The organism is Streptomyces sp. NPDC037301 (assembly GCF_055602785.1).
In genome coordinates this window covers 326,745-351,023 of record NZ_JBVJWD010000003.1, presented here as the reverse complement: position 1 = coordinate 351,023, position 24,279 = coordinate 326,745, and the positions used below count along the sequence as shown (strand labels likewise).

The following is a 24,279-nucleotide window of genomic DNA, read 5'->3' as shown; positions in this document are numbered from 1 at the left end:
GCGGATACCCTCGGGACTGTGGTGAAGGAAGCGAAGGACGTGAAGGAAGTCAAGGCTCCCAAGAGCGAGCAGACCCGCACACTCATCCTCGAAACCGCGCTCCGGCTCTTCCAGGAACGCGGCTACGACAAGACGACGATGCGGGCCATCGCCCAGGAGGCCGGCGTCTCCGTCGGGAACGCCTACTACTACTTCACGAACAAGGAACACCTCGTCCAGGGCTTCTACGACCGGCTCGCCGCCGAGCACGAAGCGGCGGTCCAGCCGGTCCTGGACGGCGACAAGGACCTCGCGGTGCGGATGCGCGGGGTCCTGCTCACGTGGCTGGACGTGGCGGAGCCGTACCACCGCTTCGCCGCCCAGTTCTTCAAGAACGCCGCCGACCCGGAGAGCCCGCTCAGCCCGTTCTCGGCGGATTCGGTCGCGGCCCGCGAGGCGGCGATCTCCATCCACCGGCGGTGCCTGGCCGGCTCGGACGCCAAGACCGATCCCGAACTGGCGGAGCTGTTGCCGCAGTTGATGTGGCTGATGCAGATGGGCCTGGTGCTCTACTGGGTGTACGACCGGACGGAGCACACCGAACGCAGCCGCCGCCTGGTCGAGCGCTCCGCCCCGATCGGTGCCCGCGCCATCGCACTCTCCCGGTTCCGGGTGCTGCGACCTCTGGTGCGGCAGATTCACGAGGTGCTGGAGGAGTTCCTGCCCGGCGCAGCGAAGCGTCGGACCTAGGCAGGCCCCAGGCAGGGGGGGGCGGCCTCCCGGCAGTACCGGGACGACCGCCCCTCGGATCCTGTCGTACGCGCCGGGTCCGGCGCGGCGGACCGTCAGATCCGCCTCAGTTCCCACAGCCGCCAGAGGCCGGTGCCGTCCGAGAGGTACTGCGAACCGGAGACATCGGTCGTGCTGACGACGTAGTCCTTCTTCTGCCACAGCGGCACGAGCGGCACATCCTCACCGACCAGCGCCTGGAGCTCCTTGAAGTCCGCCGAGGTACGGCTGCGGTCGCTGTACTGCAGCGTGGCGCCGATCAGGGCGTCCATCTTCTTGCTGGTGTAGCCGTTGTGGAGGCTGTTGGTGCGGCCCACCAGCGGCTGGCTGAAAGTGTCGGAGTCCGGGTAGTCGGGGAACCAGCCGACGGTGTACGCGTCGTACTTGCCGGCCGCGTACTCCTTCTGGAACTTCGTCCACTCGACGGCCTTGACCGTGACCTTGAACAGGCCGCCCGCCTCCAGCTGCCTGCGCAGCTCCGCGGTCTCGTTCGCGTACGCCTCGTCGCCGCCGCGGTAGCCGAAGGTGAAGTGCAGCGGCGTCTGCACGCCGGCCTGCTCCAGGAGCTTCTTCGCGCGCGCGGGATCGGGCGACGGATAGGCGTCGAAGAACGGTGTGCTGTGTCCGATGTAGCCCTGCGGGATCAGCGAGTAGAGCGGTTCGACCGTGCCCTTGTAGACATCGGTCACCAGCGGCCCACGGTCGATGAGCGACGCGATGGCCTGCCGGACCTTCTTGTCGGCGAACGGGGAACCGTCGCGGACGTTGAAGACGAGATTGCGGATCTCGGCGCTGCCCGCCTCGGTGACGCGCAGATCGGGGTCGCCGGGGTTCAGCTCGGCGAGCGTGGCAGGCGGCAGCTGGCGGTGCGTCACATCGACCTGCCCGGACTTCCAGGCCGCCAGGAGCGCTTCCGACCCCTTGTAGTAGTGCACGGTGACCGGGACGCCGGTCTTGCTCAGCGCACCCTTGTACCGGGGGTTGGGGACCAGCTCGGCGGTGGCGCTCGGCCGGTACGACGTCAGGATGTAGGGACCCGAGCCGTCGACCGTGCTTCCGGCCCGGAGCTTGTTCGGCGGGTACGACTCGCGGTCGACGATCGAACCGGCTCCCGTGGCGAGCTTCTGCGGGAAGGTCGCATCGCGCGAGGAGAGGTTGAAGGTGATGGTGCGGCCCTCGGACACCACGCTCTTGAGGCTCGGGAACAGCACCGACGGACCGACATCCGTCTTGATCCTGATCATGCGCTCGATGGAGTACTTGACATCGGCGGCGGTCATCTTACGACCGTTGGAGAAGAACAGATCGTCGCGCAGCTTGCACTGGTACGTCTGGAGCTTCTGGCCGATGAACCCACAGCTCTCGGCGGCGTCGGGTTCGGGGACGATCGCCCCGGACTTGAACGTCATGAGGGACTGATAGATGTTGCTGTACATCGCCCAGGAACCGGCGTCGTACGCACCCGCCGGGTCGAGCGAGGTGACCGCGTCCGTCGTACCGACCGTGATCGGGTCCTTCTTCACCTCGTCCGAAGGAAGCAGCTGCCAGGCGCCGACGCCTGCGATGACCAAAACCGCGAGAATCGCGAGAATCCGTAGCCGGATCGACCGCATTGCCGTGCTCTCCCTTACCAGCCCCACCTCGGCGTTGCGCTCAGACACGCACATCACCGCATGTTCGCGCTCAGCCAATCACACGATTTTCACATCTGGAAGAGTAAAAGTGGGGCTCATGGCCTTTTGTTCGGCACTTGAAACCTTGGGTAGATCAACAAGATCCGTAACAGGCCATCGACGGAGTGTCAGGCCTGCCGGGAGGCGAGCTCCACGACGGTGATGTCGGAGGGTGCGCCGACCCGTACGGGCGGCCCCCAAGCGCCCGCGCCACGGGAGACGTACAGCTGGGTGTCGCCGTAGCGGTCGAGCCCGGCGACCGTGGGATTGGCCAACTCGGCGATGAGATCGCCCGGCCAGAGCTGGCCCCCGTGGGTGTGGCCGGAGAGCTGGAGGTCCACGCCGTGGGCGACGGCATCGTGGATGACGACGGGCTGGTGGGCGAGGAGGACGGCGGCGCGGGTGCGGTCCCGGTCACCGAGCGCGCGATCGAAGTCGGGCCCCTTCCCCTCGCTCTCCCCGGCAATGTCATTGACGCCCGCAAGATCGAATCCGTCGATCTCGACCCGGGCATTCTCCAAAGGGTGAAGCCCCAATTCCCGTACATGATCAACCCATTGGGCGGCACCGGAGTAGTACTCGTGATTACCGGTGACGAAGAAGCTGCCCCGGCGGGCACTCAGCCGCGCGAGCGGCTCCGCGGCCGGACCGAGGTCGGCGACGGTTCCGTCGACGAGATCCCCGACGACGGCGACCAGATCCGGCTGGGTCCGGTTGATCGTGTCGACGATCCGCTGGGTGTGGGCGCGGCCGAGGATCGGGCCGAGGTGGATGTCGCTGACGACGGCGATCCGGAAGCCGTGCGCGGAGCGGGGCAGCTTGGCGAGCGGGACGGTGATCCGCTTGATCCGCGGCCCGCGCAGCACGCCGTACGTGCCGTAGCCGACCGTGCCGAGCCCGGCGACGGCGGCGGCGCCCCCGACGGCCCGTGCGACGAACAGACGGCGCGTGGGGACGGCGAGGGTGTCTGCGGCGGGGGCATCGGCGACGCGGATGTCCGCTGCGGGGGCGCCGATGGCCTCGGGCGTGAGCACTTTCGTCACCGCGGGACGATTCGACCGGCTTGACTCGTTCGCCCGGCCCGCGAGCACCCGTCGCAGAATCGGCCGTGCCGCCTCGCCCACCAGCAGAGCCAGCGTCAGATACAGCAGCGCGGCCAGCCACAGGTACCCCGGCCAGGCCAGCACCCGCTGGAGCCAGAAGGGCGCACCCGTACGGCCGGAGACCAGGGCGCCGATGCTCAGCAGCGGCAGGAGGTACGCGGCCACCGTGCCGGTTCTGCGCAGGGCGCTGCCCTCGGCCGTCGTGTCACCGACGAAGCGGCGCCACAGATAGCGGTGCACGCCGACGAGCAGCGCGAGCACCACGACTGCCGTCACTGCGAGACCGGCCACTGCCACTTGCGCTCCCCCGCCCGTCGTACGGCTTGTTATGCACCTTCGCGGCGCAGGGCCCTGACCCCACGGAACCCGATCACACCAACGGCCGTCCCCAGGAGAAAGGACGTGATGGCGAGCAACAGATGCACCCAGAAGTACGCAGTCGGGTCACCCGCGTCGTCGAAGGCGAGTCCGCTGCCGTCCTTCCACAGGTTCTTGACGAAAGTGATCCAGATGAACCAGCTCCACACCCCGAAAGCGAGCAGGAACCAGGAGACGGGGCGGCTGAGCTTCATGGCCCCAGTATCTCCGCCGCGCTCCGGCGAAGTCGCCCGGGGTGGGCTGTCCCGGCGGTACACACGGCGGGTCAAGCCATCCGTACCCACATTCATATCTTCACCCTGTACGTTTCCGACCGTGCCTGCTCTGAAAAAGATCGCGTTGACGGTCACCTCTGCCGCCTTGTTGTCCACATTTGCCATCAGTCCGGCATTGGCGGTCGACAAGGACACCCCCGCCAACCGGCCGAAGCCACCCGCCGGTATGTCCCGGGTCGGTGGCGAGCTGCTGGGCCGGACCGGCACGCAGGTCAAGCTGGGGGTCGGCGCCCCGGTACTGCCCAAGGACCTCACGGGCAGGTCCTGGATCGTCGCGGACGCGGAGAACGGCGAGGTCCTCGCGGCGCACAACCCGCACTGGCGGCTGCCCCCCGCCTCCACCCTGAAGATGCTCTTCGCGGACACCGTGATGCCCGGACTGCAGCCGAAGACCCGGACGTACACGGTGCAGGAGGAGGACCTCGCCGATCTCGGCGAGGGCAGCAGCCTGGTCGGCGTCAAGGAACACCTCAGCTATACGGTCCACGACCTGTGGCTCGGGGTGTTCCTGCGTTCGGGCAATGACGCGGTGCATGTGCTGTCCTCGATGTACGGCGGCATCCCCAAGACCGTCGCCGACATGCAGGCACACGCCGTGGAGTTGCAGGCGCTCGACACGAAGGTGGTGTCGCCCGACGGTTACGACGCGCCCGATCAGGTCTCCAGCGCGTACGACCTGACGCTGTTCGCCCGCAGCGGGCTGCAGAAGGCGGACTTCCGGGAGTACTGCTCGACGGCCGAGGCGGACTTCCCCGGCGCGGAGAAGAAAGGGAAGCGCGAGAGCTTCAAGATCCAGAACACCAACCGGCTGCTCACCGGTGCGGACGGCGTCGACCCGTACAAGGGCATCGCGGGGGTCAAGAACGGCTACACCACGCACGCGGGCAACACCTTCACCGGTGTCGCCGAACGCAACGGCAAGGTGCTGCTCGTCACCGTCATGAACCCGTCGTCCACTGAGCGCCACGCCGTCTACAAGGAAGCCGCCAGCCTCCTCGACTGGGGCTTCGCCGCGAGCGGCAAGGTGACCCCGGTCGGCGAACTGGTACCCCCGAAGTCCGCCAGCACCGGAACCGGCACCGGGAAGGGCCCCGCGGCGGCGCACGAGAAGGACAAGGGCAGGAACGGCCCCTCGCACAACACCGAGGCCGCTGCCGCCGACGGCGGCAACGGGGGCGTATGGATCGCGCTGGGAATCGCCGGAGGCGTCCTGGCGCTGCTGGCCGGCGGGGTGTTCCTGGTCAACCGGCGCTGGCCGCTGCCGGACCTGGTGCGCCGCCTTCCTCGTCGCTGACGACGGCGGAGTCCTTCTCGGTGTCCTTGCTGTTCCGCGTCGCCGTCCAGGCGGCGCAGAACAGCAGCAGCTTTGCCGTGAAGTTGATCCACAGCAGCAGCGCGACCGGCACCCCGAAGGCGCCGTACATGCTCTTCGACGCGACGCCCTTCACATAGCTGCCGAGCAGCAGCTTGAGAAGTTCGAAGCCGACCGCGCCGATCGCCGCAGCGACCAGCAGCCTGCGCCGCGGGGGCTCGACCCCGGGCAGCAGCGTCAGCAGATAGAGCAGCAGCAGGAAGTCGGCGAGGGCCGCCACGACCAAGGCGGCCACCTGCAGCACCACACCGCCCGCACCCCGGTCCGAGATGCCCAGCAGACCGGCGGTCCGGCCGACGGTGACGGAACCGGCCGAGGAGACGGCGAGAGTCACGAGCGCCGCCCCGCCCAGACCGAAGAGCAGCCCGACATCCTTGAGTTTGCGGATGACCGGATTGCCCAGGTCCATGTCGTCCATGCCCCACACGGCGCGCAGACAGCCCCGCATCGCGCCGATCCAGCCGATGCCGGTGAAGAGCAGCAGCGCACCGGCGACCAGCCCGACCGTGCCCGCGTGAGCGACAAGATTGCTGATGCCGAGCTGGTCGGAGATGCCCGGCACCTGCCCGGCGATCTTGTCCTCGATCTTGTGGATCTGCTCGGTGGAGAGCAGCGCGGCACCGATCGCCGCACCGACCGCGATCAGCGGGAAGAGCGCCAGGAAGCTGATGAAGGTGATCGCGGCGGCGAGCCTGGCCCAGTGGACCCGTTCCAGCGTCTCGTACGAGCGCCAGGCGTGCGTCGCCATCAGCCGGGAGACGATCGGCCCGATGACAGGGAGGTTTTTCAGCCAGTCCATGACGTACGACTACCCTCCCGGGCACGGAAAACCGGCATCCCCTTCGCTGCCGTACGGGCTGCCACTTCCCCAATCACCCATATCGGTGAGTGTTGTAACAAATCCCTCGAAAGGGTTTTCTCGGGCGATACGGTCACCACCATGTCTGTCGACACCGTGTCCCTGACCGGCTGGGGCCGTACCGCCCCGACGACCGCCCTGCGCTTCCGCCCCCGTACGTACGAGGAGGCGGCGGCGACGGTACGCGGTTGCGGACCCCGCGGTTCCATCGCCCGGGGGCTCGGCCGGTCCCACGGCGACGCCGCACAGAACGCGGGCGGCTCCGTCCTCGACATGACCGCGCTGAACCGGATCCGCACCATCGATGCCGGGACCGGCCTGGTGGTCTGCGACGCCGGGGCCAGCCTGCACCGGCTGATGGAAGTACTGCTTCCGCTCGGCTGGTTCGTCCCCGTCACACCGGCCACCCGTCATGTCACCGTGGGCGGCGCGATCGGCGCCGACATCCACGGCCGCAACCATCACTTCTCCGGTTCCTTCTCGCGGCACGTCCAGGAGCTGAAGCTGCTGACAGCCGAGGGCGAGATCCGTACGGTCCGGCCCGGCACCGATCTCTTCGACGCGACCGCGGGCGGCCTGGGTCTGACGGGTGTGATCCTCTCCGCCACGCTCCGGTGCCACCGTGTCACCAGCTCCTGGATGTCGGTGGACACCGAACGGACCGTCGACCTGGACGACCTGCTGGCCAGGCTCTCCGCCGGGGACCACCGCTACCGCTATTCGGCCGCCTGGATCGATCTCCTCGCCCGCGGCCGGGCGACAGGGCGCTCCGTACTCACTCGAGGGGAGCACGTACCCCGGTACGCGCTCCCGGCGCGCGCCCGGCGCACACCGCTCGCGTTCCGCCCGGGACAGTTGCCGGTCGCACCCGCGCTCGTACCGGAAGGGCTGCTCGGCCGTACCTCCGTCGCCATCTTCAACGAGCTCCACTACCGCAGCGCCCCCAGATACCGCATCGGCGAGCTCCAGGAGCTGTCCGCGTTCTTCCATCCCCTGGACTGCCTGCCGCACTGGAACCGGATCCATGGGCGCGGCGGATCCGTGCGGTACCAGTTCGTCGTCGGGCACGGACAGGAGGAGACACTGCGCCGGATCGTGCGCCGGATCTCCCAGCGGCGCTGCCCGTCGTTCCTCGCCGTGCTCAAACGGTTCGGCGAAGGCGACCCGGGCTGGCTGTCGTTCCCGATGCCCGGCTGGGCGCTCGCCCTCGATCTGCCCGCCGCGCTGCCGGGCCTGGCCGGGTTCCTGGACTCGCTGGACGAGGAGGTGGCGGAGGCCGGCGGCCGGGTCTGCCTGGCCAAGGACTCCCGGCTGCGGCCTCAGACGCTGGCCGCGATGTATCCACGGCTGGCCGAATTCCGGTCGCTGCGCGCCGAGCTGGACCCGAACGGGGCCTTCCGCTCGGACCTGTCGCGCCGCCTGTCACTCTGACCGCTGCGGTCTTCCGCCTCTCGCCCTCCTTCGTCCCGCTCACCCCCCTCGTCCGCAAGGAGTGTTTCCGTGAAGGACGCCTTCGGTGCCCCGCAGTCCCTGCTCGTTCTCGGCGGCACGTCCCAGATCGCTCTCGCCACCGCACGCCGGCTGATCGCCCGCCGGACCCGTACCGTCTGGCTGGCCGGCCGCCCCTCGCCCGGACTGGAGTCGGCCGCCGCCGAACTGCGCACACGCGGCGCCGACGTCCGTACGGTCGACTTCGACGCCCTCGACTCCGAGTCCCACGAGACCGCCCTCGGCAAGATCTTCACCGAGGGCGACATCGACATGGTGCTCCTCGCCTTCGGTATCGCGGGCGACCAGGAGCGTGACGAGGAGGAGCCGCTCTCCGCGGTCCGGGTCGCCCGGACGAATTACACGGGAGCCGTCTCCGCCGGGCTGGTGTGCGCCGGAGCACTCCAGGCACAGGGACACGGCTCGCTGGTGGTGCTGTCCTCGGTGGCCGGCGAACGCGTCCGCCGTGCCGACTTCATCTACGGGTCCAGCAAGGCGGGCCTGGACGCGTTCACACAGGGGCTGGGGGACGCGCTGTACGGCACGGGGGTGCATGTGATGGTCGTACGCCCCGGCGTCGTACGGCCAGAAACGGCGGCCCGGCCCGCGACGCCGCGGCTCACCGCGGCACGGTTCGCCGCTGCACCGCTGGAGGCGTCGCCGCTCGCAACGACTCCGGACGCGGTCGCGGCGGCGATCGTGACGGGTCTGCGGCGGCGTTCGGAGACGGTGTGGGTGCCGGGGTCACTGCGTGTAGTGATGTCGGCACTGCGGCATGTACCGCGCCCGCTGTTCCGGCGCCTGCCGGTCTGGCCCTCGGGCGCCGGGGCGTTCAAGGAGTGAAGAGGGCCCGCCAGGCGCTCAAGGGTGCAGGGAGGGCTCGTCCACGCAGGAGCCGCCCTGCGCGGGCACGGCGGGCGCGCCGTCCCCGGCACCGAACGGGAACTCGTTGATCTTGCGCCAGACGCCGTCCGGGCCCTGCTCGTACAACGCGAAGGAAGCGCAGGTCCAAGCGGCCTCGTAGTCGGAGAGCTCTTCGTACGCCCGGTCCATCGCCTGCTCGGCGATGTCGTGCGCCACGGTCACATGCGGGTGGTACGGGAACTGGAGCTCACGCACCAGCGGCCCGGAGGAGTCCCTGACCCGCTTCTGCAGCCACGAGCAGGCCGAGGCCCCCTCGACGACCTGGACGAAGACGACCGGCGAGAGGGGCCGGAAGGTCCCCGTGCCGGCCAGCCGCATCGGAAAGGGGCGGCCGCCCGTGGCGATCTGCGCGAGATGCGCCTCGATCGCGGGCAGGTCGGCCGCCTCGGCCTCGGTCGGCGGGAGGAGCGTGACGTGGGTGGGAATGCCGTACGCGGCAGGATCCCCGAAGCTCGCGCGCCGCTCCTGGAGCAGGCTGCCGTAGGGCTCCGGGACCGCGATCGAAACGCCGAGCGTTACGGTCCCCACGTCGTTCTCCTCAATCCTCGATGGTCGATGGTCGATGGCCGGTTTTCAGCCATCCACCGGATCAACTTCCCGTCGCCAGTGTGACGCCTGCGGCCGCGAAACCGCCAGGGTCCTTGAACTCAGTGCTTCGCGGGCAGAAAGCCCATCCGGTCGTACGTCCGGGCCAGGGTCTCGGCCGCGACGGAGCGGGCCTTCTCCGCGCCCTTGGCCAGGATCGAGTCCAGCGTCTCCGGGTCGTCCAGGTATTCCTGGGTGCGGGTGCGGAACGGTGTGACGAACTCGACCATGACCTCGGCGAGGTCGGTCTTGAGCGCACCGTAGCCCTTGCCCTCGTACTTCTGCTCCAGATCCGCGATACCAGTTTCGGTCAGCGTGGAGTAGATGGTCAGCAGATTGCTGACCCCGGGCTTCTCGGTCCGGTCGAATCGGATGACCGTGTCGGTGTCGGTGACCGCGCTCCTGACCTTCTTGGCGGTGGCCTTCGGCTCGTCGAGGAGGTTGATCAGGCCCTTCGGGGTGGCCGCCGACTTGCTCATCTTCGACGACGGGTCCTGAAGGTCGTAGATCTTCGCCGTCTCCTTGAGGATGTACGGGTCCGGCACGGTGAACGTGTCGCCGTAGCTGCCGTTGAACCGCTCGGCGAGGTTACGGGTCAGCTCCAGGTGCTGGCGCTGGTCCTCGCCGACCGGGACCTGGTCGGCCTGGTACAGCAGGATGTCGGCCACCATCAGCATCGGGTACGTGAAGAGACCGACCGTGGTGCGGTCGGCCCCCTGCTTGGCGGACTTGTCCTTGAACTGCGTCATGCGGGACGCCTCGCCGAAGCCGGTGAGGCAGTTCATGATCCAGCCGAGCTGGGCGTGTTCGGGGACATGGCTCTGGACGAAGAGCGTGCAGCGCTCCGGGTCGAGACCGGCGGCGAGGAGCTGGGCGACGGCGAGCCGGGTGTTCGCGCGCAGCTCCGCGGGGTCCTGCGGAATGGTGATCGCATGCAGGTCCACGACCATGTAGAAGGCGTCGTGGGATTCCTGCAGCGCCACCCACTGGCGGACCGCACCGAGGTAGTTGCCGAGGTGGAACGAGCCTGCGGTGGGCTGGATTCCGGAGAGCACGCGGGGGCGTTCAGAGGCCATGCGACCCATTGTCTCAGGTACGGAACCGATCTCCGGCAGGCGGTGCGGAAGGTGTGCGGACGCAGGACACGCACCGCCGTGGATGAGACGGGGAACACAGCCGGGCCGGCGGGACGGCTGCGGGCGGTGGACGGCGCGGACGGGCGCGCCGTGAATTGAAGGTTTCCTCACCAGGGTTCCGACCGACGATACAAAGTGGGCACCACCCTCCGCCCACGCCGCACGACGAACGGAGATCCCGTGTCGACCACGGAAACTGCCATCGCCTCCGCCGAGGCGCACAGCGCGCACAACTACCATCCGCTGCCCGTCGTCGTCGCTTCGGCGGACGGAGCCTGGATGACCGATGTCGAGGGCCGGCGCTACCTCGACATGCTCGCCGGATATTCGGCGCTCAACTTCGGCCACGGCAACCGGCGACTGCTCGACGCGGCCAAGGCACAGCTGGAGCGGGTGACCCTCACCTCGCGCGCCTTCTACCACGACCGGTTCGCCGATTTCTGTACACAGCTCGCCGAGTTGTGCGGCATGGAAATGGTGCTGCCGATGAACACCGGGGCGGAGGCCGTGGAGACCGCGGTCAAGACCGCCCGCAAGTGGGGCTACCGGGTGAAGGGCGTCCCGGACGGCATGGCGAAGATCATCGTCGCCGCGAACAACTTCCACGGCCGGACGACGACGATCATCAGCTTCTCCACGGACCAGGAGGCACGGGAGGACTTCGGTCCGTACACGCCTGGGTTCGAGATCGTGCCGTACGGGGATCTGACCGCGCTCGCGGAGGCGATGACCGAGAACACCGTGGCGGTTCTGCTGGAGCCGATCCAGGGCGAGGCCGGGGTACTGGTGCCGCCGCCCGGCTATCTCCCCCGGGTACGTGAACTCACCCGTGAGCGGAATGTGCTGTTCATCGCGGACGAGATCCAGTCGGGCCTGGGCCGGACCGGGAAGACCTTCGCCTGTGAGCACGAGGGTGTCGTGCCGGACATGTATGTGCTCGGCAAGGCGCTGGGCGGCGGTGTGGTCCCGGTGTCGGCGGTGGTCTCGTCGAAGGATGTGCTCGGGGTGTACCGGCCCGGTGAGCACGGTTCGACGTTCGGCGGGAATCCCCTTGCCTGTGCGGTCGCGCTGGAGGTCATCGCGATGCTCCGTACCGGCGAATTCCAGCAGCGGGCCACCGAGTTGGGCGAACACCTCCACCAGGAGCTGAGGCTGCTGGTGGGCGCGGGCGCGGTGGAGGCGGTACGGGGCCGCGGGCTGTGGGCGGGCGTCGACATCGCCCCGCGCCACGGCACCGGCCGGGAGATCTCCGAGAAGCTGATGGACCGCGGGGTGCTGGTCAAGGACACCCATGGCTCGACGATCCGGATCGCCCCGCCGCTGGTGATCAGCAAGGAGGACCTGGACTGGGGGCTGGAGCAGCTCCGCGGCGTCCTGCGCGGCTGAGTTCCGTCGGCGGTCGCCGGGCCGCCGGGCCGGGATCCAGAGGATGACGTGGGGCAGGAAGCGGGCGTACTCGTCCATGACCGTGCGACCACCACTCGACGACATGTACGACGAGACCGGAACCGGCAGACATTGCCCCCTCGTGATCCACACCCGCGCGATTCCCGCGAATAATTCATGAATCAAGCCAACAAACCAAGCCATTGGGCTAGTTATCAGACAAAACGGCTGCGGGTTACGACCGAAAGCCGGTGCACCGAACGGCCACAAGTACAGTCCCTGTGTGCTCATCGGGATGATCTGCGCGCTCGGCGCCGCCGTCTGCTTCGGTACGGCCTCCGTCCTCCAGGCCGTCGCCTCGCGGGCCGCCGCCCAGCCGGGGTCGGACGCGGGGGTCGATCCGGCGCTGCTGCTGCGCGCCCTGCGCCAGTGGCGCTACACCGCCGGACTCGCCCTCGACGGCTGCGGTTTCGTCCTCCAGATCATCGCCCTGCGGTCCCTGCCGATCTACGCGGTGGGCGCCGCCCTGGCCGCGAGTCTCGCGGTGACCGCCGTAGTCGCCGCCCGGCTCCTCAAGGTGCGGCTGAGCGGCGTCGAATGGACCGCGGTCGGCGTCGTCTGCGCGGGCCTGGGCATGCTGGGGCTCGCCTCCGGCGGTGAGGGCCACGGGACCGGTCCGGCGGCCCTGGGCTGGACGATGCTGGGGATCTCCCTCGGCATTCTGCTGATCGGCGCGGCAGCCGGACGCCTACCGGAGAGGCCGCGGGCGCTCGTTCTGGGGCTCGGCGCGGGGTGCGGCTTCGGGGTGGTGGAGGTCACGGTCCGGCTGATCAACGACATGTCCCCGTCTGCGCTGCTCGCCGACCCGGCCGGGTACGCCCTGCTGCTGGGCGGCGGTTCGGCGTTCCTGCTGCTGACGTCGGCGCTGCAGCGCGGTTCGGTGACGACGGCCACGGCCGGCATGGTGCTCGGCGAGACGATCGGCCCGGCGCTGGTGGGCGTCATCTGGCTCGGGGACCGTACCCGCGAGGGCCTGGTCTGGCTGGCGGTCGCCGGTTTCGTGGTGGCGGTGGTGGGAGCGCTGGCCCTGGCCCGGTTCGGCGAGGCCCCGGCGGACACCCCCGGACCGGCCGAACCGACCTTCCCCGGAACGCTGTAGGACCTGGGTGTACTCGGTCCTGTCGTCGGACTGCCGTCTGCCGTACGACGGCGGGGGCTACGGCAGCACCCGGCAGAGTGCGTCCAGTGCGCCCGCCCAGGCGCTGTCGGTCGGTGTCCCGTAGCCGATGACCAAAGCGTCGCGCCCCGGCGGCGCCTCCGGGTGCCGGAAGCGCGAGATCCCCTCCAGTGCCAGCCCCTGCCAGGCGGCCGCCCGCATCACCGATGGCTCGCTGCCCTCCGGGAGTTCGAGCACGGCGTGCAGTCCGGCGGCGATACCGCTGATCCGGACATCGGGCGCCCGCTGTGCCAGCACCGCGACGAGCTGGTCGCGACGGTGGCGGTAGCGCAGCCGCATCGAGCGCACATGGCGGTCGTACGCACCCGATTCGATGAACTCCGCAAGCGTCAGCTGCTCCAGCGCGCTCGACGACCAATCGCTCAGCCCCTTGGCCTCGGCCACCTCCCCCACCAGGTTCTCCGGCAGCACCATCCACCCCAGCCGCAGTCCCGGCGCCAGCGACTTGCTCGTCGTTCCCAGGTGTACGACGCGTTCGGGGTCGAGGCCCTGGAGCGCACCGACCGGCTGCCGGTCGTAGCGGAACTCCCCGTCGTAGTCGTCCTCCAGGATCAGGCCGCCCGTGCCGCGCGCCCAGTCGACCGCCGCGGCCCGCCGGTCGGGATGGAGCGGCGCCCCCGTCGGGAACTGGTGCGCGGGCGTCATCAGGACCGCGCCCACGCCGCGCAGCCCGGCCAGTTCACCGGTCCTGGCCCCGAGTCCGTCGACCGGCAGACAGGGCATGCGCAGCCCGGCGTCCGCGAGCAGCTTCCAGTGCACGTCCAGTCCGTACGACTCGACGGCCACCTCCCGCACCCGCCGCTTGCGCAGCACCGTCCCCATCAGCTTCAGCGCCTGCACGAAACCGGCACAGATCACGATCCGCTCCGGATGCGCGTACACACCGCGGGCGCGGGCCAGATAGTCGGCGAGGACGGCGCGCAGCTCGATGCGCCCGCGCGGATCGCCGTATCCGAAGGCGTCGTTGGGTGCGGCGGTCAGGGCGCGACGGGCCGCCTTGAGCCAGTCGGCGCGCGGGAACGTCGAGAGGTCGGGCGACCCGGGCAGCAGGTTGTGGGCGGGCCGCGAGCGCACCGGCCGGGAGCGTGTCGCCCTGGTGGCCGTCCGGCGCGGCTCGGCCCGCCGCGCCACCATGGTCCCCGAACCCTGCCGGGCGGTGAGCCACCCCTCGGCGACCAGCTCCGCGTACGCGTCGGCGACGGTGTTCCGGGCGATGCCGAGGTCGACGGCGAGGCTGCGGGAGGACGGCAGCCGGGTGCCGGGCGCCAGTCGCCCCGTCCGTACGGCCTCGCGCAGGGCGTCCATGAGCCCGGCCCGCAGCCCCGCCGCACCCGTCGTCTCCAGATGCAGGTCGGCGCCGAAAGTGGCCCAGGAATCCGTCATGGAAATGGACCATACCGCTGCGCCATCTTCACCGTAACGTCGTACCCATGACGACGAACGAGCACAGCCACCCGACCTCCGGACTCAACCCCGAGCACACCCCTCGTATGCAGCAGTGGGCCGCGCTCGCCCCCGATGTCTACAAGGCCATGGTCCGGCTGGACGCGGCATCCCGCAGGGGCCTCGACCCGGTCATCGGGGAGCTGGTGAAGATCCGCTCCTCGCAGCTCAACCACTGCGCGTTCTGCCTCGACATGCACACCAAGGACGCACTGGCGGCGGGCGAGTCCATCGAGCGGATCGTCCAGCTCAGCGCGTGGGAGGAGTCGCAGCACTTCTACACGCCGAAGGAGATCGCGGCCATTGAGCTGACCGAGGCGGTGACCGTACTGACCGACGGTTTCGTGCCGGACGAGGTGTGGGAGAAAGCCGCCAAGCACTTCGACGAGACCGAGCTCGCCCACCTCATCGCCGCGATCACGACGATCAACGCCTGGAACCGGTTCGCCGTGACCACCCGCATGGTCCCCGGTCACTACACGCCGGGCGACGTCAAGCACTGACCCGGCACGCCCCGCACCCCGCCCGCCCCTGCGTCGGAACACCCCCGGGAGCCCCGCGATGACCGCATCCGTCCTCCGTGCCCTGCACCACGACCGCGCCCCCGGCGATCCGCTGATCGTCCCCGGTCCGTGGGACGCGGCGAGCGCCCGCGTCTTCGCCGATGCGGGCTTCCCGGCGCTCGCCACACCCAGTGCCGGGGTCGCGGCCTCGCTCGGTTACGAGGACGGGGCGACGCCCGCCGCCGAGATGTTCGCGGCCGTGGCCAGGATCGTGCGCGCCGTCCCGGCCGCCGTCCCCGTCTCGGCGGACATCGAGGCGGGTTACGGACTGGCGCCGGAGGAACTCGTGGAACGCCTCCTCGACACCGGAGCCGTCGGCTGCAATCTGGAGGACTCGGCCGACGGCACCCTCGTCGATGCCCAGAGGCAGGCGGACCGGCTGGCGGAGGTACGGGCGGTCGCGGGCGACCGGCTCTTCGTCAACGCCCGCGTCGACACATACGTCCACGGCGTCCCCGACGGCACGGACCAGGAAGCGGAGACGGTTCGCCGCGCCCTGCTGTACGTGGCGGCGGGCGCGGACTGCGTCTACCCGATCGCGGCTCCGCCCGAGGCCCTGCCCCGGCTGGCCGCCGCCGTCCCGGCCCCGCTCAACGCCCTTGCCCGGCCGGACGGCCCGACCCCGCGCCGGCTGGGGGAACTGGGCGCCGACCGGATCACTTTCGGCCCCGGGCTGCAGCGCCGGGCCATGGCGGCCGTACGCGAGATCGCGGACGAGCTGCGGAAGGGGTAGGCACCCCGGGCCGCGCACGGTTGCCCCGCACGCTCAGGCCTGTCTGCCGCCGAAGGCCGCGAGGGTCCGTTCCAGCATCGGCATGGCCCGCACCACGTTGCGGGAGCGGATCAGGGCGTCCCAGGCGGGCTCGAACTTCTTCCAGCCGCCCGCGTACGCCAGATGCCTGAGCCGCTCATGCGTGCCCGGCTGGGCGGCCGCACCGCGCCAGATGTTGGACCACCGGTAAAAGTCCCGGTACGCACGCCAGTACCCGTCCTCCAGCTGACGCGGATTCATTCCCTTCGGGCGGTAGACGACATGGCGGGTGTCGTAGAGGTCCCAGTCCCGGTGGACGATCCGGTCCTCGGCCTCCATCTGCTTCCACAGGCCGGTGGACGGATACGGCGTCATGATGTGGAAGGTGGCCGTCTCGATGCCCTGCTCGACGGCCCACTCCACCGTACGGTCGAAGACGTCCGGGCCGTCGTGGTCGAGCCCGAAGACGAAGCTGGCGTTGACCATGACACCGACGTCATGAAGGCGGCGCACGGCGGCCGCGTAGTCCTTCCCGATGTTCTGGTCCTTGCGCCGCTCGGCGAGGTTCGCGCTGTTGACGGTCTCGAAGCCGACGAACAGGCTGCGCAGCCCCGCGTCCACGGCACGCTCCAGCAGATCCGGCTGGAGTACGGACTTCACGGTGCCGGCCGCCTGCCAGAGCCGCCCCATTCCGGCCATCCCGTCGAAGAGCGCCTCGGCGAAGCGCCGGTTGCCGAGCAGATGGTCGTCGAGGAAGTACAGATGCCTGCCGGGAAGCCGCTCGATCTCGGCGAGCGCGTCGTCCACGGCCTGGGTGTAGAAGGACTTGCCGCCCTCGAAGAAGGCGTCCTTGTAACAGAAGTCGCAGTGGTGCGGGCAGCCGCGCGAGACGACGATCGAGTTGGGCACCAGATACAGATGCCGCTTGATCAGGTCCCGTCGCACGGGCGGCAGTCCGGCCAGGGTGCGCAGTTTCGAGTCGTACCTGCGGCCCGGCACACCGTCCCGGAACTCCTTCAGGAACAGCGGCCAGGTGTCCTCCCCCGGCCCGGTGAAGATCGTGTCGGCATGTGCCGCGGCCTCATCCGGGAGCGAGGTCACATGGAGGCCGCCCATGGCGACGTGGACGCCGCGGGCTCGGAAGTGGTCGGCTATCTCGTAGCCGCGCCGGGCGGAGGTGATGTACGGCTGGACGACCAGCAGATCGGGGCTGTCGAGCGTCTCGATGTCGACCCGCTCGACATGCTCGTCGAGGAGTGTCACCTCGTCGTCCGGGTCCAGGTAGCCGGCGAGGGTCGCCAGGCCGAGCGGCGGGAAGAGCGAGTACTTGATGGGCCGGAACAACGGGCTGGTCGCCTCGGTCAGGGCCGGAAGAATCATCGTCACGCGCATGACAGCCCAGACTCGGGAAGCCGGGCGGTCAGTTCCCGGCCACGGCCACGTACCGACGCGGCCGCCCCCGGCGGCGACTGCTGCCGGGGGCGGTGGTGTACGCCTCGGAGGGCGTAACGGATCAGATCAGGCCGAGCTCGCGAACCGCGTCGCGCTCCTCGATGAGCTCCTGCACCGACGCGTCGATGCGCGTACGGGAGAACTCGTTGATGTCCAGGCCCTGGACGATCTCGTACTTGCCGTCCTTCGTGGTGACCGGGAAGGACGAGATGATGCCCTCGGGCACGCCGTAGGAGCCGTCCGACGGGATACCCATGGAGGTCCAGTCGCCGGCGGCGGTGCCGTTGACCCAGGTGTGGATGTGGTCGATGGCGGCGTTGGCGGCCGAGGCGGCCGAGGACGCTCCACGGGCCTCGATGATCGCGGCGCCGCGCTTGGCGACGGTCGGGATGAAGGTGTCGGCCAGCCACGCCTCGTCGTTGACGAGCTCGGCGGCGTTCTTGCCGGCGACCTCCGCGTGGAAGACGTCCGGGTACTGGGTCGCCGAGTGGTTGCCCCAGATCGTCAGCTTCTTGATCTCGGAGACGGCGGCACCGGTCTTGGCGGCCAGCTGCGAGATCGCGCGGTTGTGGTCGAGGCGGGTCATCGCGGTGAAGCGCTCGGCCGGTACGTCCGGGGCGGCGGCCTGCGCGATGAGCGCGTTGGTGTTGGCCGGGTTGCCGACGACGAGGACCTTGATGTCGTCCGCGGCGTTGTCGTTGATGGCCTTGCCCTGCGGCTTGAAGATGCCGCCGTTGGCGGAGAGCAGGTCGCCGCGCTCCATGCCCTTCGTACGCGGGCGGGCGCCGACCAGGAGGGCCACGTTGGCACCGGCGAAGCCGACATTGGCGTCGTCGGTGATCTCGATGTTGCGCAGCAGCGGGAAGGCGCAGTCGTCGAGCTCCATCGCGGTGCCCTCGGCGGCCTTCAGCCCCTGCGGGATCTCCAGGAGGCGCAGGTTGACCGGCACGTCCGGGCCGAGCAGGTGGCCGGAGGCGATGCGGAAGAGCAGCGCGTAGCCGATCTGGCCGGCTGCGCCGGTCACGGTGACATTCACGGGAGTGCGGGTCATGGCGATCTCCGTTAGACAGCTGGCGGTGGGGGTCCCTGCCCCTGGTGCTGGACATCCCTGAATCTTGACGTGAAGAGATATCCAGCGATCAGGCTATCCGACCCGGAACCCCCCGACCGCCCGGCCCCCTGTGGCACCGCACACAACCCGTCACACAGCGCTCACCCGGCCGTATCCGCTCACCCGGGAGACGGTCGCTCGATGGTGGGCCGTCCCGTCATCGCCGTCACCGCCCCGCTCCGGTCAGCAGCACCGCCCCGGCCAGTACGAGCAGCACACCGACCGCCACCACGAGGAGCACGGCCAGTCGTCTGCGGCCGCCGCCACAGCGGTCCACTCCCCCGTCTCCGGTCCGGTGCGGGGGCTGCTGCGGGACCGGCGGGAGCGACGCACGCGCCCGGGGGATCCGGATGGGCTCCGTCGTCATGTCCTGGCCCATCTCGGAACGGCTCCATGCCCGCTCCGCCAGCTCCCACATGGTCGTCAGATGCGCCTGATTGGTGCCCGTCGCCTCGGCGAGAGCGACGATCGCTCCTCTGGGCGCGAGCAGACGCCCGCTCAGATAGCGCTCCCACGACGTCTTGCTGTAGCCCGTACGGTCGGCCACCGCGGCGATGCTCAGCCCTCTGCGGTCGACGAGCCTGCGCAGTTGGCCGGCGAACTCCCTGATCTGTGGATCGAGTTCATCCGACAGCGCCTTCCAACGAGGCATTGCTTCCCCTTGCCCGGATCCGGTTCTTCTTCCGTTCCGGACTACCCAGGAGTACGCACGAACGCAGGGCGGCAGTTCCAGCGGACGGGGCGCACAGGGGTGTTCGGGACTCGGGGCGCACCCGCGCACGCCCCCGGCGCCACCGATGCGTGCCGAACACGTTGCGGGGCGATCACACAGTGGCGGAATGGTCACTTCCGTGCCACAGGCCACAGGGTTCCCTTGTAGCGGTCTTCGCCGTCCACGAGGCTGAAGCCAGGACGGGGGCAAGGCCGCTCAAGTCACCACAATCCGGAACGCTTGCGTTTCGGTGGCTGCCCCCGCCCTCGGGTGTCCGTCCCTTCTCGGGGGAGGGGACGGACACCGTCCTCAAGCCGCGCGCCGTAGCTGTAGCTGTAGCTGTACGGACGGCCTCAGCGGATCGTGAAGTGGACCGCGTCCTCCAGGAACGGAATATCCAGCCACGGCTTGGGCTGCGCCACCAGCGCGAGCATCACGATGAGGAAGCCGAGCAACCCGTACGTCACCAGGTCGGTGAAGCGGGAACGGACCGCCAGCATGCCCACCGACGGGACCACGACACGCAGCACGGCACCCCCGATGAGGGCCACACCGATCAGCATCGTGCCGATCCTGAAGGCCTCTGCGAAGGGGTCGACGGCCACGATCAGCAGTCCGATCCCGGCCGTGCAGAGCACGGCGAGCAGCGGCCACTGCCGGGCCGGGGCGGGCGCGTCCCCGGACGCGGCACGGCCACCGCCCTCGGGGCGCGCGGTGTCCCGGGTGAACGACGGGAACCTCCGCGACGGACGCGGACCGCTGTGCGGTGCGCCGGCCGGGGCGCCGCTACCGGGACCGGCGGCAGCGGCAGCCTCCGGGCGGGTGTCCTCGCCCCGGTCCGCGTCGCCGGAGTCCTCATCGGCGTCGGCATCAAAGTCCGCATCCGCCCGGACGACCGTCCCCTCACGAGCAGCACCCTCACGGGTCGCAGCCCGATCCGGCGCAGCCTCATCCGCCGCGCCCGCACCGGGCACGTCCGCGTCCGACGGCACCGGAGACGTCCGGTCCGCCTCGGCGGCCGGGTCGGCGGGACTCGTACCAGCACCCATGGGGTTCCTTCCGGATCGGGTCAGCCGGCTCAGACTGCGTCGGCTGCGTTGCGCTCGGCCGCCTCGACCACGTTGACGAGCAGCTGGGCGCGGGTCATCGGGCCGACACCGCCCGGGTTCGGGGAGATCCAGGCGGCGACCTCGGCCACGCCCGGGTGTACGTCCCCGACGATCTTGCCGTGCTCGTCCCGGCTGACGCCGACGTCGAGCACGGCCGCGCCCGGCTTCACGTCCTCGGGCTTGATGATGTGCGGCACTCCGGCCGCGGCGACGATGATGTCGGCCTGCTTGAGCTGGGCCGAGAGGTCACGCGTACCGGTGTGGCACTGGGTGACGGTGGCGTTCTCGGACTTACGGGTCAGCAGCAGCGGGATCGAGCGGCCGATGGTGACACCGCGGCCGACGACCACGACGTGTGCCCCGTTGATCTCCACGTCGTGGTGGCGGAGCAGCTGGACGACGCCCTGCGGGGTGCAGGGCAGCGGGCCCGTCTCGTTCAGTACGAGCCGGCCGAGGTTCATCGGGTGGAGGCCGTCGGCGTCCTTGGCCGGATCCATCAGTTCCAGGACGCGGTTGGTGTCGATCCCCTTGGGCAGGGGAAGCTGCACGATGTACCCCGTGCACTCGGGGTCGGCGTTGAGCTCCCGTACGACGTCCTCGATCTCCTCCTGGGTGGCGGTGTCGGGGAGTTCGCGCTGGATGGAGCCGATGCCGACCTGTGCGCAGTCACGGTGCTTGCCGTTCACGTACCACCGGCTGCCCGGGTCGTCCCCGACGAGCAGGGTTCCCAGGCCAGGGGTGATGCCCTGCGCCTTGAGGGCCGCCACGCGGACGGTGAGATCGGACTTGATCGCGGCTGCGGTGGCCTTGCCATCGAGAATCTGGGCAGTCATAGTGCCCATCCTCGCGGATGACCCCGCCCGCATACCAATTCTGGGTGCCCACGGTGGCCATCAGATTGCGCTTGCACAACGCATACGGCGATCGACTGGACAAAAAGTCGTTGTCAGGACCACGATGAGCCGCGCAGTACCGCGGACAGCGTCGGGGGGACAGACCGTACTAATTGCGCATGTTTCCTCCGCTCGGACCGCGTCGTCCCCGCACTTTTTGCAACGGAGGAAATTCGCCATGAGCTTCGGCGACCCGAACAACCCCTACGGCCAGCAGCAGCAGGGCGGGCAGCCGGGGTACGGCTACCCGCAGCAGTCCCCGCAGGGTGTGCCGCAGCAGGGCGGCTATCCCGCGGCCCCGTCGGTACAGGGCGGCTATGGCTTCCCTGGTGCGCCCACCGAGATGCCGGGCGGCGTGAAGGCAGCCCGCGTCATGCTCTACGTGATCACCGGCCTGCAGGTCATCGGCGCGATCATCTTCGCGATCGCCGCTGCGGCCGTGAACGCCGCGAAGAACGACGCGACGCTCAAGGACGACGTTCAGTTTCAGCAGCTTGCCGACTACTCCGGCAGTGCCCTGTGGGGCATCGTGGTCTTCGCAGTGCTGTGGGGCGTCTTCGCCGTCTTCCTGGCCGTGAAGTTCGGCAAGGGGACCAACGGCATCCGCATAACGGCGATCGTCTTCGGTGCGATCACCGCGATTCTCGGTATCTACCCGTTCGTCATCTTCGGTCTCGTCCACACGGTTCTCGCCGTGCTGATCATCGTCTTCGTCGCGCGGGCCGACGGCAACGCCTGGTTCAACCGCCAGCAGCAGCCGCAGTACTGATCCGGCCGCGGGCCTGCCGGCCCGCCGTCGCGGCACCGGAATCACACGAAGGCCGTACCCCCGCACGTGGGCGGGGGTACGGCCTTCGGTCGTTCTGCCGGGTCAGTGGAAGAAGTGCCGCGTACCCGTGAAGTACATCGTCACGCCCGCCTTCCTCGCGGCCTCGACGACCAGCTCGTCACGGACCGAACCGCCCGGCTGGGCCACGGCCTTGATGCCGGCCGCGGTCAGGATCTCCAGCCCGTCCGGGAACGGGAAGAACGCGTCGGACGCGGCGTACGCGCCCCGCGCCCGCTCCTCGCCCGCACGCTCGACGGCCAGCTTCGCGGAGTCGACCCGGTTGACCTGGCCCATGCCGACGCCGACCGAGGCGCCGCCCTTGGCGAGCAGGATCGCGTTGGACTTGACCGCGCGACAGGCCTTCCACGCGAAGGCGAGCTCCTTCAGCTCGTCCTCGGAGAGGGCCTCACCGGTGGCGAGGGTCCAGTTGGCCGGGTCGTCACCGTCGGCCTGGAGGCGGTCGGTGACCTGGAGCAGCGCGCCGCCGTCGATCGGCTTGACCTCGACCGTGGAGGTCGGGGCGTCGGGGCAGCGCAGCACACGGATGTTCTTCTTGCGGGCGAGGATCTCGACCGCGCCGTCCTCGTACGCCGGGGCGACGATGACCTCGGTGAAGATCTCCGCGACCTGCTCGGCCATGGCGACGGTCACCGGACGGTTGACGGCGATGACACCGCCGAAGGCCGACAGCGGGTCGCAGGCGTGCGCGTTGCGGTGCGCCTCGGCGACGTCGTCGGCGATCGCGATGCCGCACGGGTTGGCGTGCTTGATGATCGCCACGCACGGCTCGGCGTGGTCGTACGCGGCCCGGCGCGCGGCGTCCGTGTCCGTGTAGTTGTTGTACGACATCTCCTTGCCGTGCAGCTGCTCCGCCTCGGCCAGGCCGCCGGTGCCGGAGGTGTAGAGCGCGGCGGGCTGGTGCGGGTTCTCGCCGTACCGCAGGACGTTGCTGCGCTCGTACGTCGCACCGAAGAAGTCGGGGAAGCCCGAGTCGTCGGCGGCGGCGTACTCGTCCGCGAACCAGGAGGCGACGGCCACGTCGTACGCGGCCGTGTGCTGGAACGCCTCGGCGGCGAGCCGCTTGCGGGCGGTCAGGTCGAAGCCGCCCGCCTTGACCGCGGCAAGGACGTCGGCGTACCGCTCGGGGCTGGTGACGACGGCCACGGACGGGTGGTTCTTGGCCGCGGCGCGGACCATGGACGGGCCGCCGATGTCGATCTGCTCCACGCACTCGTCGGCGGACGCACCGGAGGCGACGGTCTCCTTGAACGGGTAGAGGTTGACGACCACCAGGTCGAACGGCTCCACACCCAGCTCGGCGAGCTGCTCGCGGTGGGCGTCCAGGCGCAGGTCCGCCAGGATGCCGGCGTGGACGCGCGGGTGCAGCGTCTTGACGCGGCCGTCGAGGCACTCGGGGAAGCCGGTGAGCTCCTCGACCTTGGTGACCGGCACCCCGGCAGCAGCGATCCTCCCGGCGGTGGAGCCGGTGGAGACCAGCTCGACACCCGCCTCGTGCAGACCGCGGGCGAGGTCTTCGAGCCCCGTCTTGTCGTAGACACTGACCAGGGCGCGGCGGATGGGCTTATTCACCGACATGACCGAGATGAACCTTTCGTCCCTCAATGCGATAGCCGTCGCGGGCGAGCCGCCCCACGGCCTCGACGAGCAGCTTGCGCTCGACTTCCTTGATGCGTTCGTGGAGAGCGGCTTCGCCCTCCGCCGTGTCCTCTTCGGCCACCTCGACCACGCCCTGCGCGATGATCGGACCGGTGTCGACGCCGTCGTCGACGAAGTGGACGGTGCACCCGGTGACCTTCACGCCGTACGCGAGTGCGTCACGCACCCCATGGGCACCGGGAAAGCTGGGGAGCAGGGCGGGGTGGGTGTTGATGATCCGGCCACCGAACCGGGCGAGGAACTCCTTGCCCACGATCTTCATGAATCCCGCGGACACCACGAGGTCCGGGCGGTGCTCGGCCGTCGCGGCCGCGAGTGCCGCGTCCCACTCCTCGCGGGTGGCGTGGTCCTTGACCCTGCACACGAAGGTCGGCAGTCCGGCGCGCTCCGCCCGTTCCAGACCGACGACGCCGGAGCGGGGGGGGGGGGGGGGGGGGGGGGGGGGGGGGGGGGGGGGAGGGGGGGGAGGGAGGGGGGGGGGGGGGGGGGGGAGGGGGGGGGGGGGGGGGGGGGGGGGGGGGGGGGGGGCACGCCGAAGGGAGGGGGGAGGGGATG

21 protein-coding genes and 2 pseudogenes are annotated in these 24,279 nt (G+C 69.8%); 9 read left to right on the top strand and 14 right to left on the bottom strand.

Annotated features, from left to right (window positions below; all coding sequences use genetic code 11):
• Positions 1-18: 18 nt before the first annotated feature.
• On the top strand, positions 19-729 hold the full coding sequence (locus tag ACZ7IB_RS07685; RefSeq protein WP_470910022.1) for a TetR/AcrR family transcriptional regulator: 711 nt from the start codon (positions 19-21) through the stop codon (positions 727-729).
• Positions 730-824: 95 nt separating this feature from the next.
• Here the strand turns inward: ACZ7IB_RS07685 and ACZ7IB_RS07680 are convergent, their stop codons facing one another.
• The 3 genes from ACZ7IB_RS07680 to ACZ7IB_RS07670 form a co-directional block, all read right to left on the bottom strand.
• On the bottom strand, positions 825-2,381 hold the full coding sequence (locus ACZ7IB_RS07680) for an ABC transporter substrate-binding protein (protein WP_470910447.1): 1,557 nt from the start codon (positions 2,379-2,381) through the stop codon (positions 825-827).
• Between the two features lie 188 nt (positions 2,382-2,569).
• Entirely contained in the window at positions 2,570-3,841 is a 1,272-nt protein-coding gene (locus ACZ7IB_RS07675; RefSeq protein WP_470910020.1) for a metallophosphoesterase, read from the bottom strand.
• Positions 3,842-3,870: 29 nt separating this feature from the next.
• Complete coding sequence (locus ACZ7IB_RS07670) at positions 3,871-4,116, bottom strand: SCO4848 family membrane protein (protein ID WP_256103017.1); 246 nt, start codon at positions 4,114-4,116, stop codon at positions 3,871-3,873.
• A gap of 121 nt (positions 4,117-4,237) precedes the next feature.
• On the opposite strand from ACZ7IB_RS07670, the gene ACZ7IB_RS07665 reads away from it, so the two are divergent.
• Positions 4,238-5,491, top strand: a complete 1,254-nt coding sequence (locus ACZ7IB_RS07665; RefSeq protein WP_470910018.1) for a D-alanyl-D-alanine carboxypeptidase family protein — start codon at positions 4,238-4,240, stop codon at positions 5,489-5,491.
• Here ACZ7IB_RS07665 and ACZ7IB_RS07660 read toward each other — a convergent pair.
• Complete coding sequence (locus ACZ7IB_RS07660; protein ID WP_470910016.1) at positions 5,439-6,368, bottom strand: YihY/virulence factor BrkB family protein; 930 nt, start codon at positions 6,366-6,368, stop codon at positions 5,439-5,441. The two genes, ACZ7IB_RS07665 and ACZ7IB_RS07660, sit on opposite strands and share 53 nt — an antisense overlap.
• A 141-nt stretch (positions 6,369-6,509) precedes the next feature.
• On the opposite strand from ACZ7IB_RS07660, the gene ACZ7IB_RS07655 reads away from it, so the two are divergent.
• Together ACZ7IB_RS07655 and ACZ7IB_RS07650 are read left to right on the top strand one after the other, a co-directional pair.
• Positions 6,510-7,859, top strand: a complete 1,350-nt coding sequence (locus ACZ7IB_RS07655; protein WP_470910014.1) for an FAD-binding protein — start codon at positions 6,510-6,512, stop codon at positions 7,857-7,859.
• A 69-nt stretch (positions 7,860-7,928) separates the two neighbouring features.
• Complete coding sequence (locus ACZ7IB_RS07650; protein ID WP_470910012.1) at positions 7,929-8,759, top strand: decaprenylphospho-beta-D-erythro-pentofuranosid-2-ulose 2-reductase; 831 nt, start codon at positions 7,929-7,931, stop codon at positions 8,757-8,759.
• An 18-nt stretch (positions 8,760-8,777) separates the two neighbouring features.
• On the opposite strand, the gene ACZ7IB_RS07645 is transcribed toward ACZ7IB_RS07650, so the two are convergent.
• Both ACZ7IB_RS07645 and trpS read right to left on the bottom strand, forming a co-directional pair.
• Entirely contained in the window at positions 8,778-9,368 is a 591-nt protein-coding gene (locus ACZ7IB_RS07645; RefSeq protein WP_470910010.1) for a 2'-5' RNA ligase family protein, read from the bottom strand.
• 119 nt (positions 9,369-9,487) lie between these two features.
• A complete protein-coding gene (gene trpS, locus ACZ7IB_RS07640; RefSeq protein WP_470910008.1) occupies positions 9,488-10,501 on the bottom strand; it encodes a tryptophan--tRNA ligase in 1,014 nt (337 codons plus the stop codon).
• Positions 10,502-10,741: 240 nt separating this feature from the next.
• Between trpS and rocD the strand changes: the two genes are divergently transcribed.
• Entirely contained in the window at positions 10,742-11,947 is a 1,206-nt protein-coding gene (rocD, locus tag ACZ7IB_RS07635) for an ornithine--oxo-acid transaminase (protein ID WP_470910005.1), read from the top strand.
• A gap of 295 nt (positions 11,948-12,242) precedes the next feature.
• Complete coding sequence (locus tag ACZ7IB_RS07630; RefSeq protein WP_470910446.1) at positions 12,243-13,106, top strand: DMT family protein; 864 nt, start codon at positions 12,243-12,245, stop codon at positions 13,104-13,106.
• Positions 13,107-13,163: 57 nt separating this feature from the next.
• On the opposite strand, the gene pdxR is transcribed toward ACZ7IB_RS07630, so the two are convergent.
• Positions 13,164-14,567: a MocR-like pyridoxine biosynthesis transcription factor PdxR gene (gene pdxR / locus ACZ7IB_RS07625; RefSeq protein WP_470910003.1), complete on the bottom strand. Its 1,404-nt coding sequence runs from the start codon at positions 14,565-14,567 to the stop codon at positions 13,164-13,166.
• 47 nt (positions 14,568-14,614) lie between these two features.
• Between pdxR and ACZ7IB_RS07620 the strand changes: the two genes are divergently transcribed.
• Both ACZ7IB_RS07620 and ACZ7IB_RS07615 read left to right on the top strand, forming a co-directional pair.
• The gene (locus ACZ7IB_RS07620) at positions 14,615-15,130 is read left to right on the top strand and encodes a carboxymuconolactone decarboxylase family protein (protein ID WP_470910002.1); all 516 of its coding nucleotides are present in this window, start codon (positions 14,615-14,617) and stop codon (positions 15,128-15,130) included.
• A 58-nt stretch (positions 15,131-15,188) separates the two neighbouring features.
• Positions 15,189-15,923 carry an isocitrate lyase/PEP mutase family protein gene (locus ACZ7IB_RS07615; RefSeq protein WP_470910000.1) on the top strand — a complete coding sequence of 245 codons (735 nt, stop codon included), beginning with the start codon at positions 15,189-15,191 and terminating at the stop codon, positions 15,921-15,923.
• Between the two features lie 33 nt (positions 15,924-15,956).
• Here the strand turns inward: ACZ7IB_RS07615 and ACZ7IB_RS07610 are convergent, their stop codons facing one another.
• From ACZ7IB_RS07610 to ACZ7IB_RS07590, 5 genes and pseudogenes are all read right to left on the bottom strand, one after another.
• Positions 15,957-17,333 carry a B12-binding domain-containing radical SAM protein gene (locus ACZ7IB_RS07610; RefSeq protein WP_470909998.1) on the bottom strand — a complete coding sequence of 459 codons (1,377 nt, stop codon included), beginning with the start codon at positions 17,331-17,333 and terminating at the stop codon, positions 15,957-15,959.
• A gap of 121 nt (positions 17,334-17,454) precedes the next feature.
• Complete coding sequence (locus ACZ7IB_RS07605; protein ID WP_470909996.1) at positions 17,455-18,444, bottom strand: malate dehydrogenase; 990 nt, start codon at positions 18,442-18,444, stop codon at positions 17,455-17,457.
• 381 nt (positions 18,445-18,825) lie between these two features.
• Positions 18,826-19,156, bottom strand: a pseudogene (locus ACZ7IB_RS07600) (helix-turn-helix domain-containing protein); the annotation flags it as partial.
• Between the two features lie 413 nt (positions 19,157-19,569).
• Entirely contained in the window at positions 19,570-20,265 is a 696-nt protein-coding gene (locus ACZ7IB_RS07595) for a DUF3017 domain-containing protein (RefSeq protein WP_470909995.1), read from the bottom strand.
• 29 nt (positions 20,266-20,294) lie between these two features.
• Positions 20,295-21,158: a bifunctional methylenetetrahydrofolate dehydrogenase/methenyltetrahydrofolate cyclohydrolase gene (locus ACZ7IB_RS07590; RefSeq protein ID WP_470909993.1), complete on the bottom strand. Its 864-nt coding sequence runs from the start codon at positions 21,156-21,158 to the stop codon at positions 20,295-20,297.
• Between the two features lie 238 nt (positions 21,159-21,396).
• On the opposite strand from ACZ7IB_RS07590, the gene ACZ7IB_RS07585 reads away from it, so the two are divergent.
• A complete protein-coding gene (locus ACZ7IB_RS07585) occupies positions 21,397-21,987 on the top strand; it encodes a hypothetical protein (RefSeq protein WP_470909991.1) in 591 nt (196 codons plus the stop codon).
• Positions 21,988-22,089: 102 nt separating this feature from the next.
• Here the strand turns inward: ACZ7IB_RS07585 and purH are convergent, their stop codons facing one another.
• Both purH and purN read right to left on the bottom strand, forming a co-directional pair.
• Complete coding sequence (gene purH, locus ACZ7IB_RS07580) at positions 22,090-23,643, bottom strand: bifunctional phosphoribosylaminoimidazolecarboxamide formyltransferase/IMP cyclohydrolase (RefSeq protein WP_470909989.1); 1,554 nt, start codon at positions 23,641-23,643, stop codon at positions 22,090-22,092.
• Positions 23,630-24,142 (bottom strand): annotated as a pseudogene (purN, locus tag ACZ7IB_RS07575) (phosphoribosylglycinamide formyltransferase); the annotation flags it as partial. The pseudogene purN and the gene purH, both read right to left, overlap by 14 nt.
• Between the last annotated feature and the right edge of the window lie 137 nt (positions 24,143-24,279).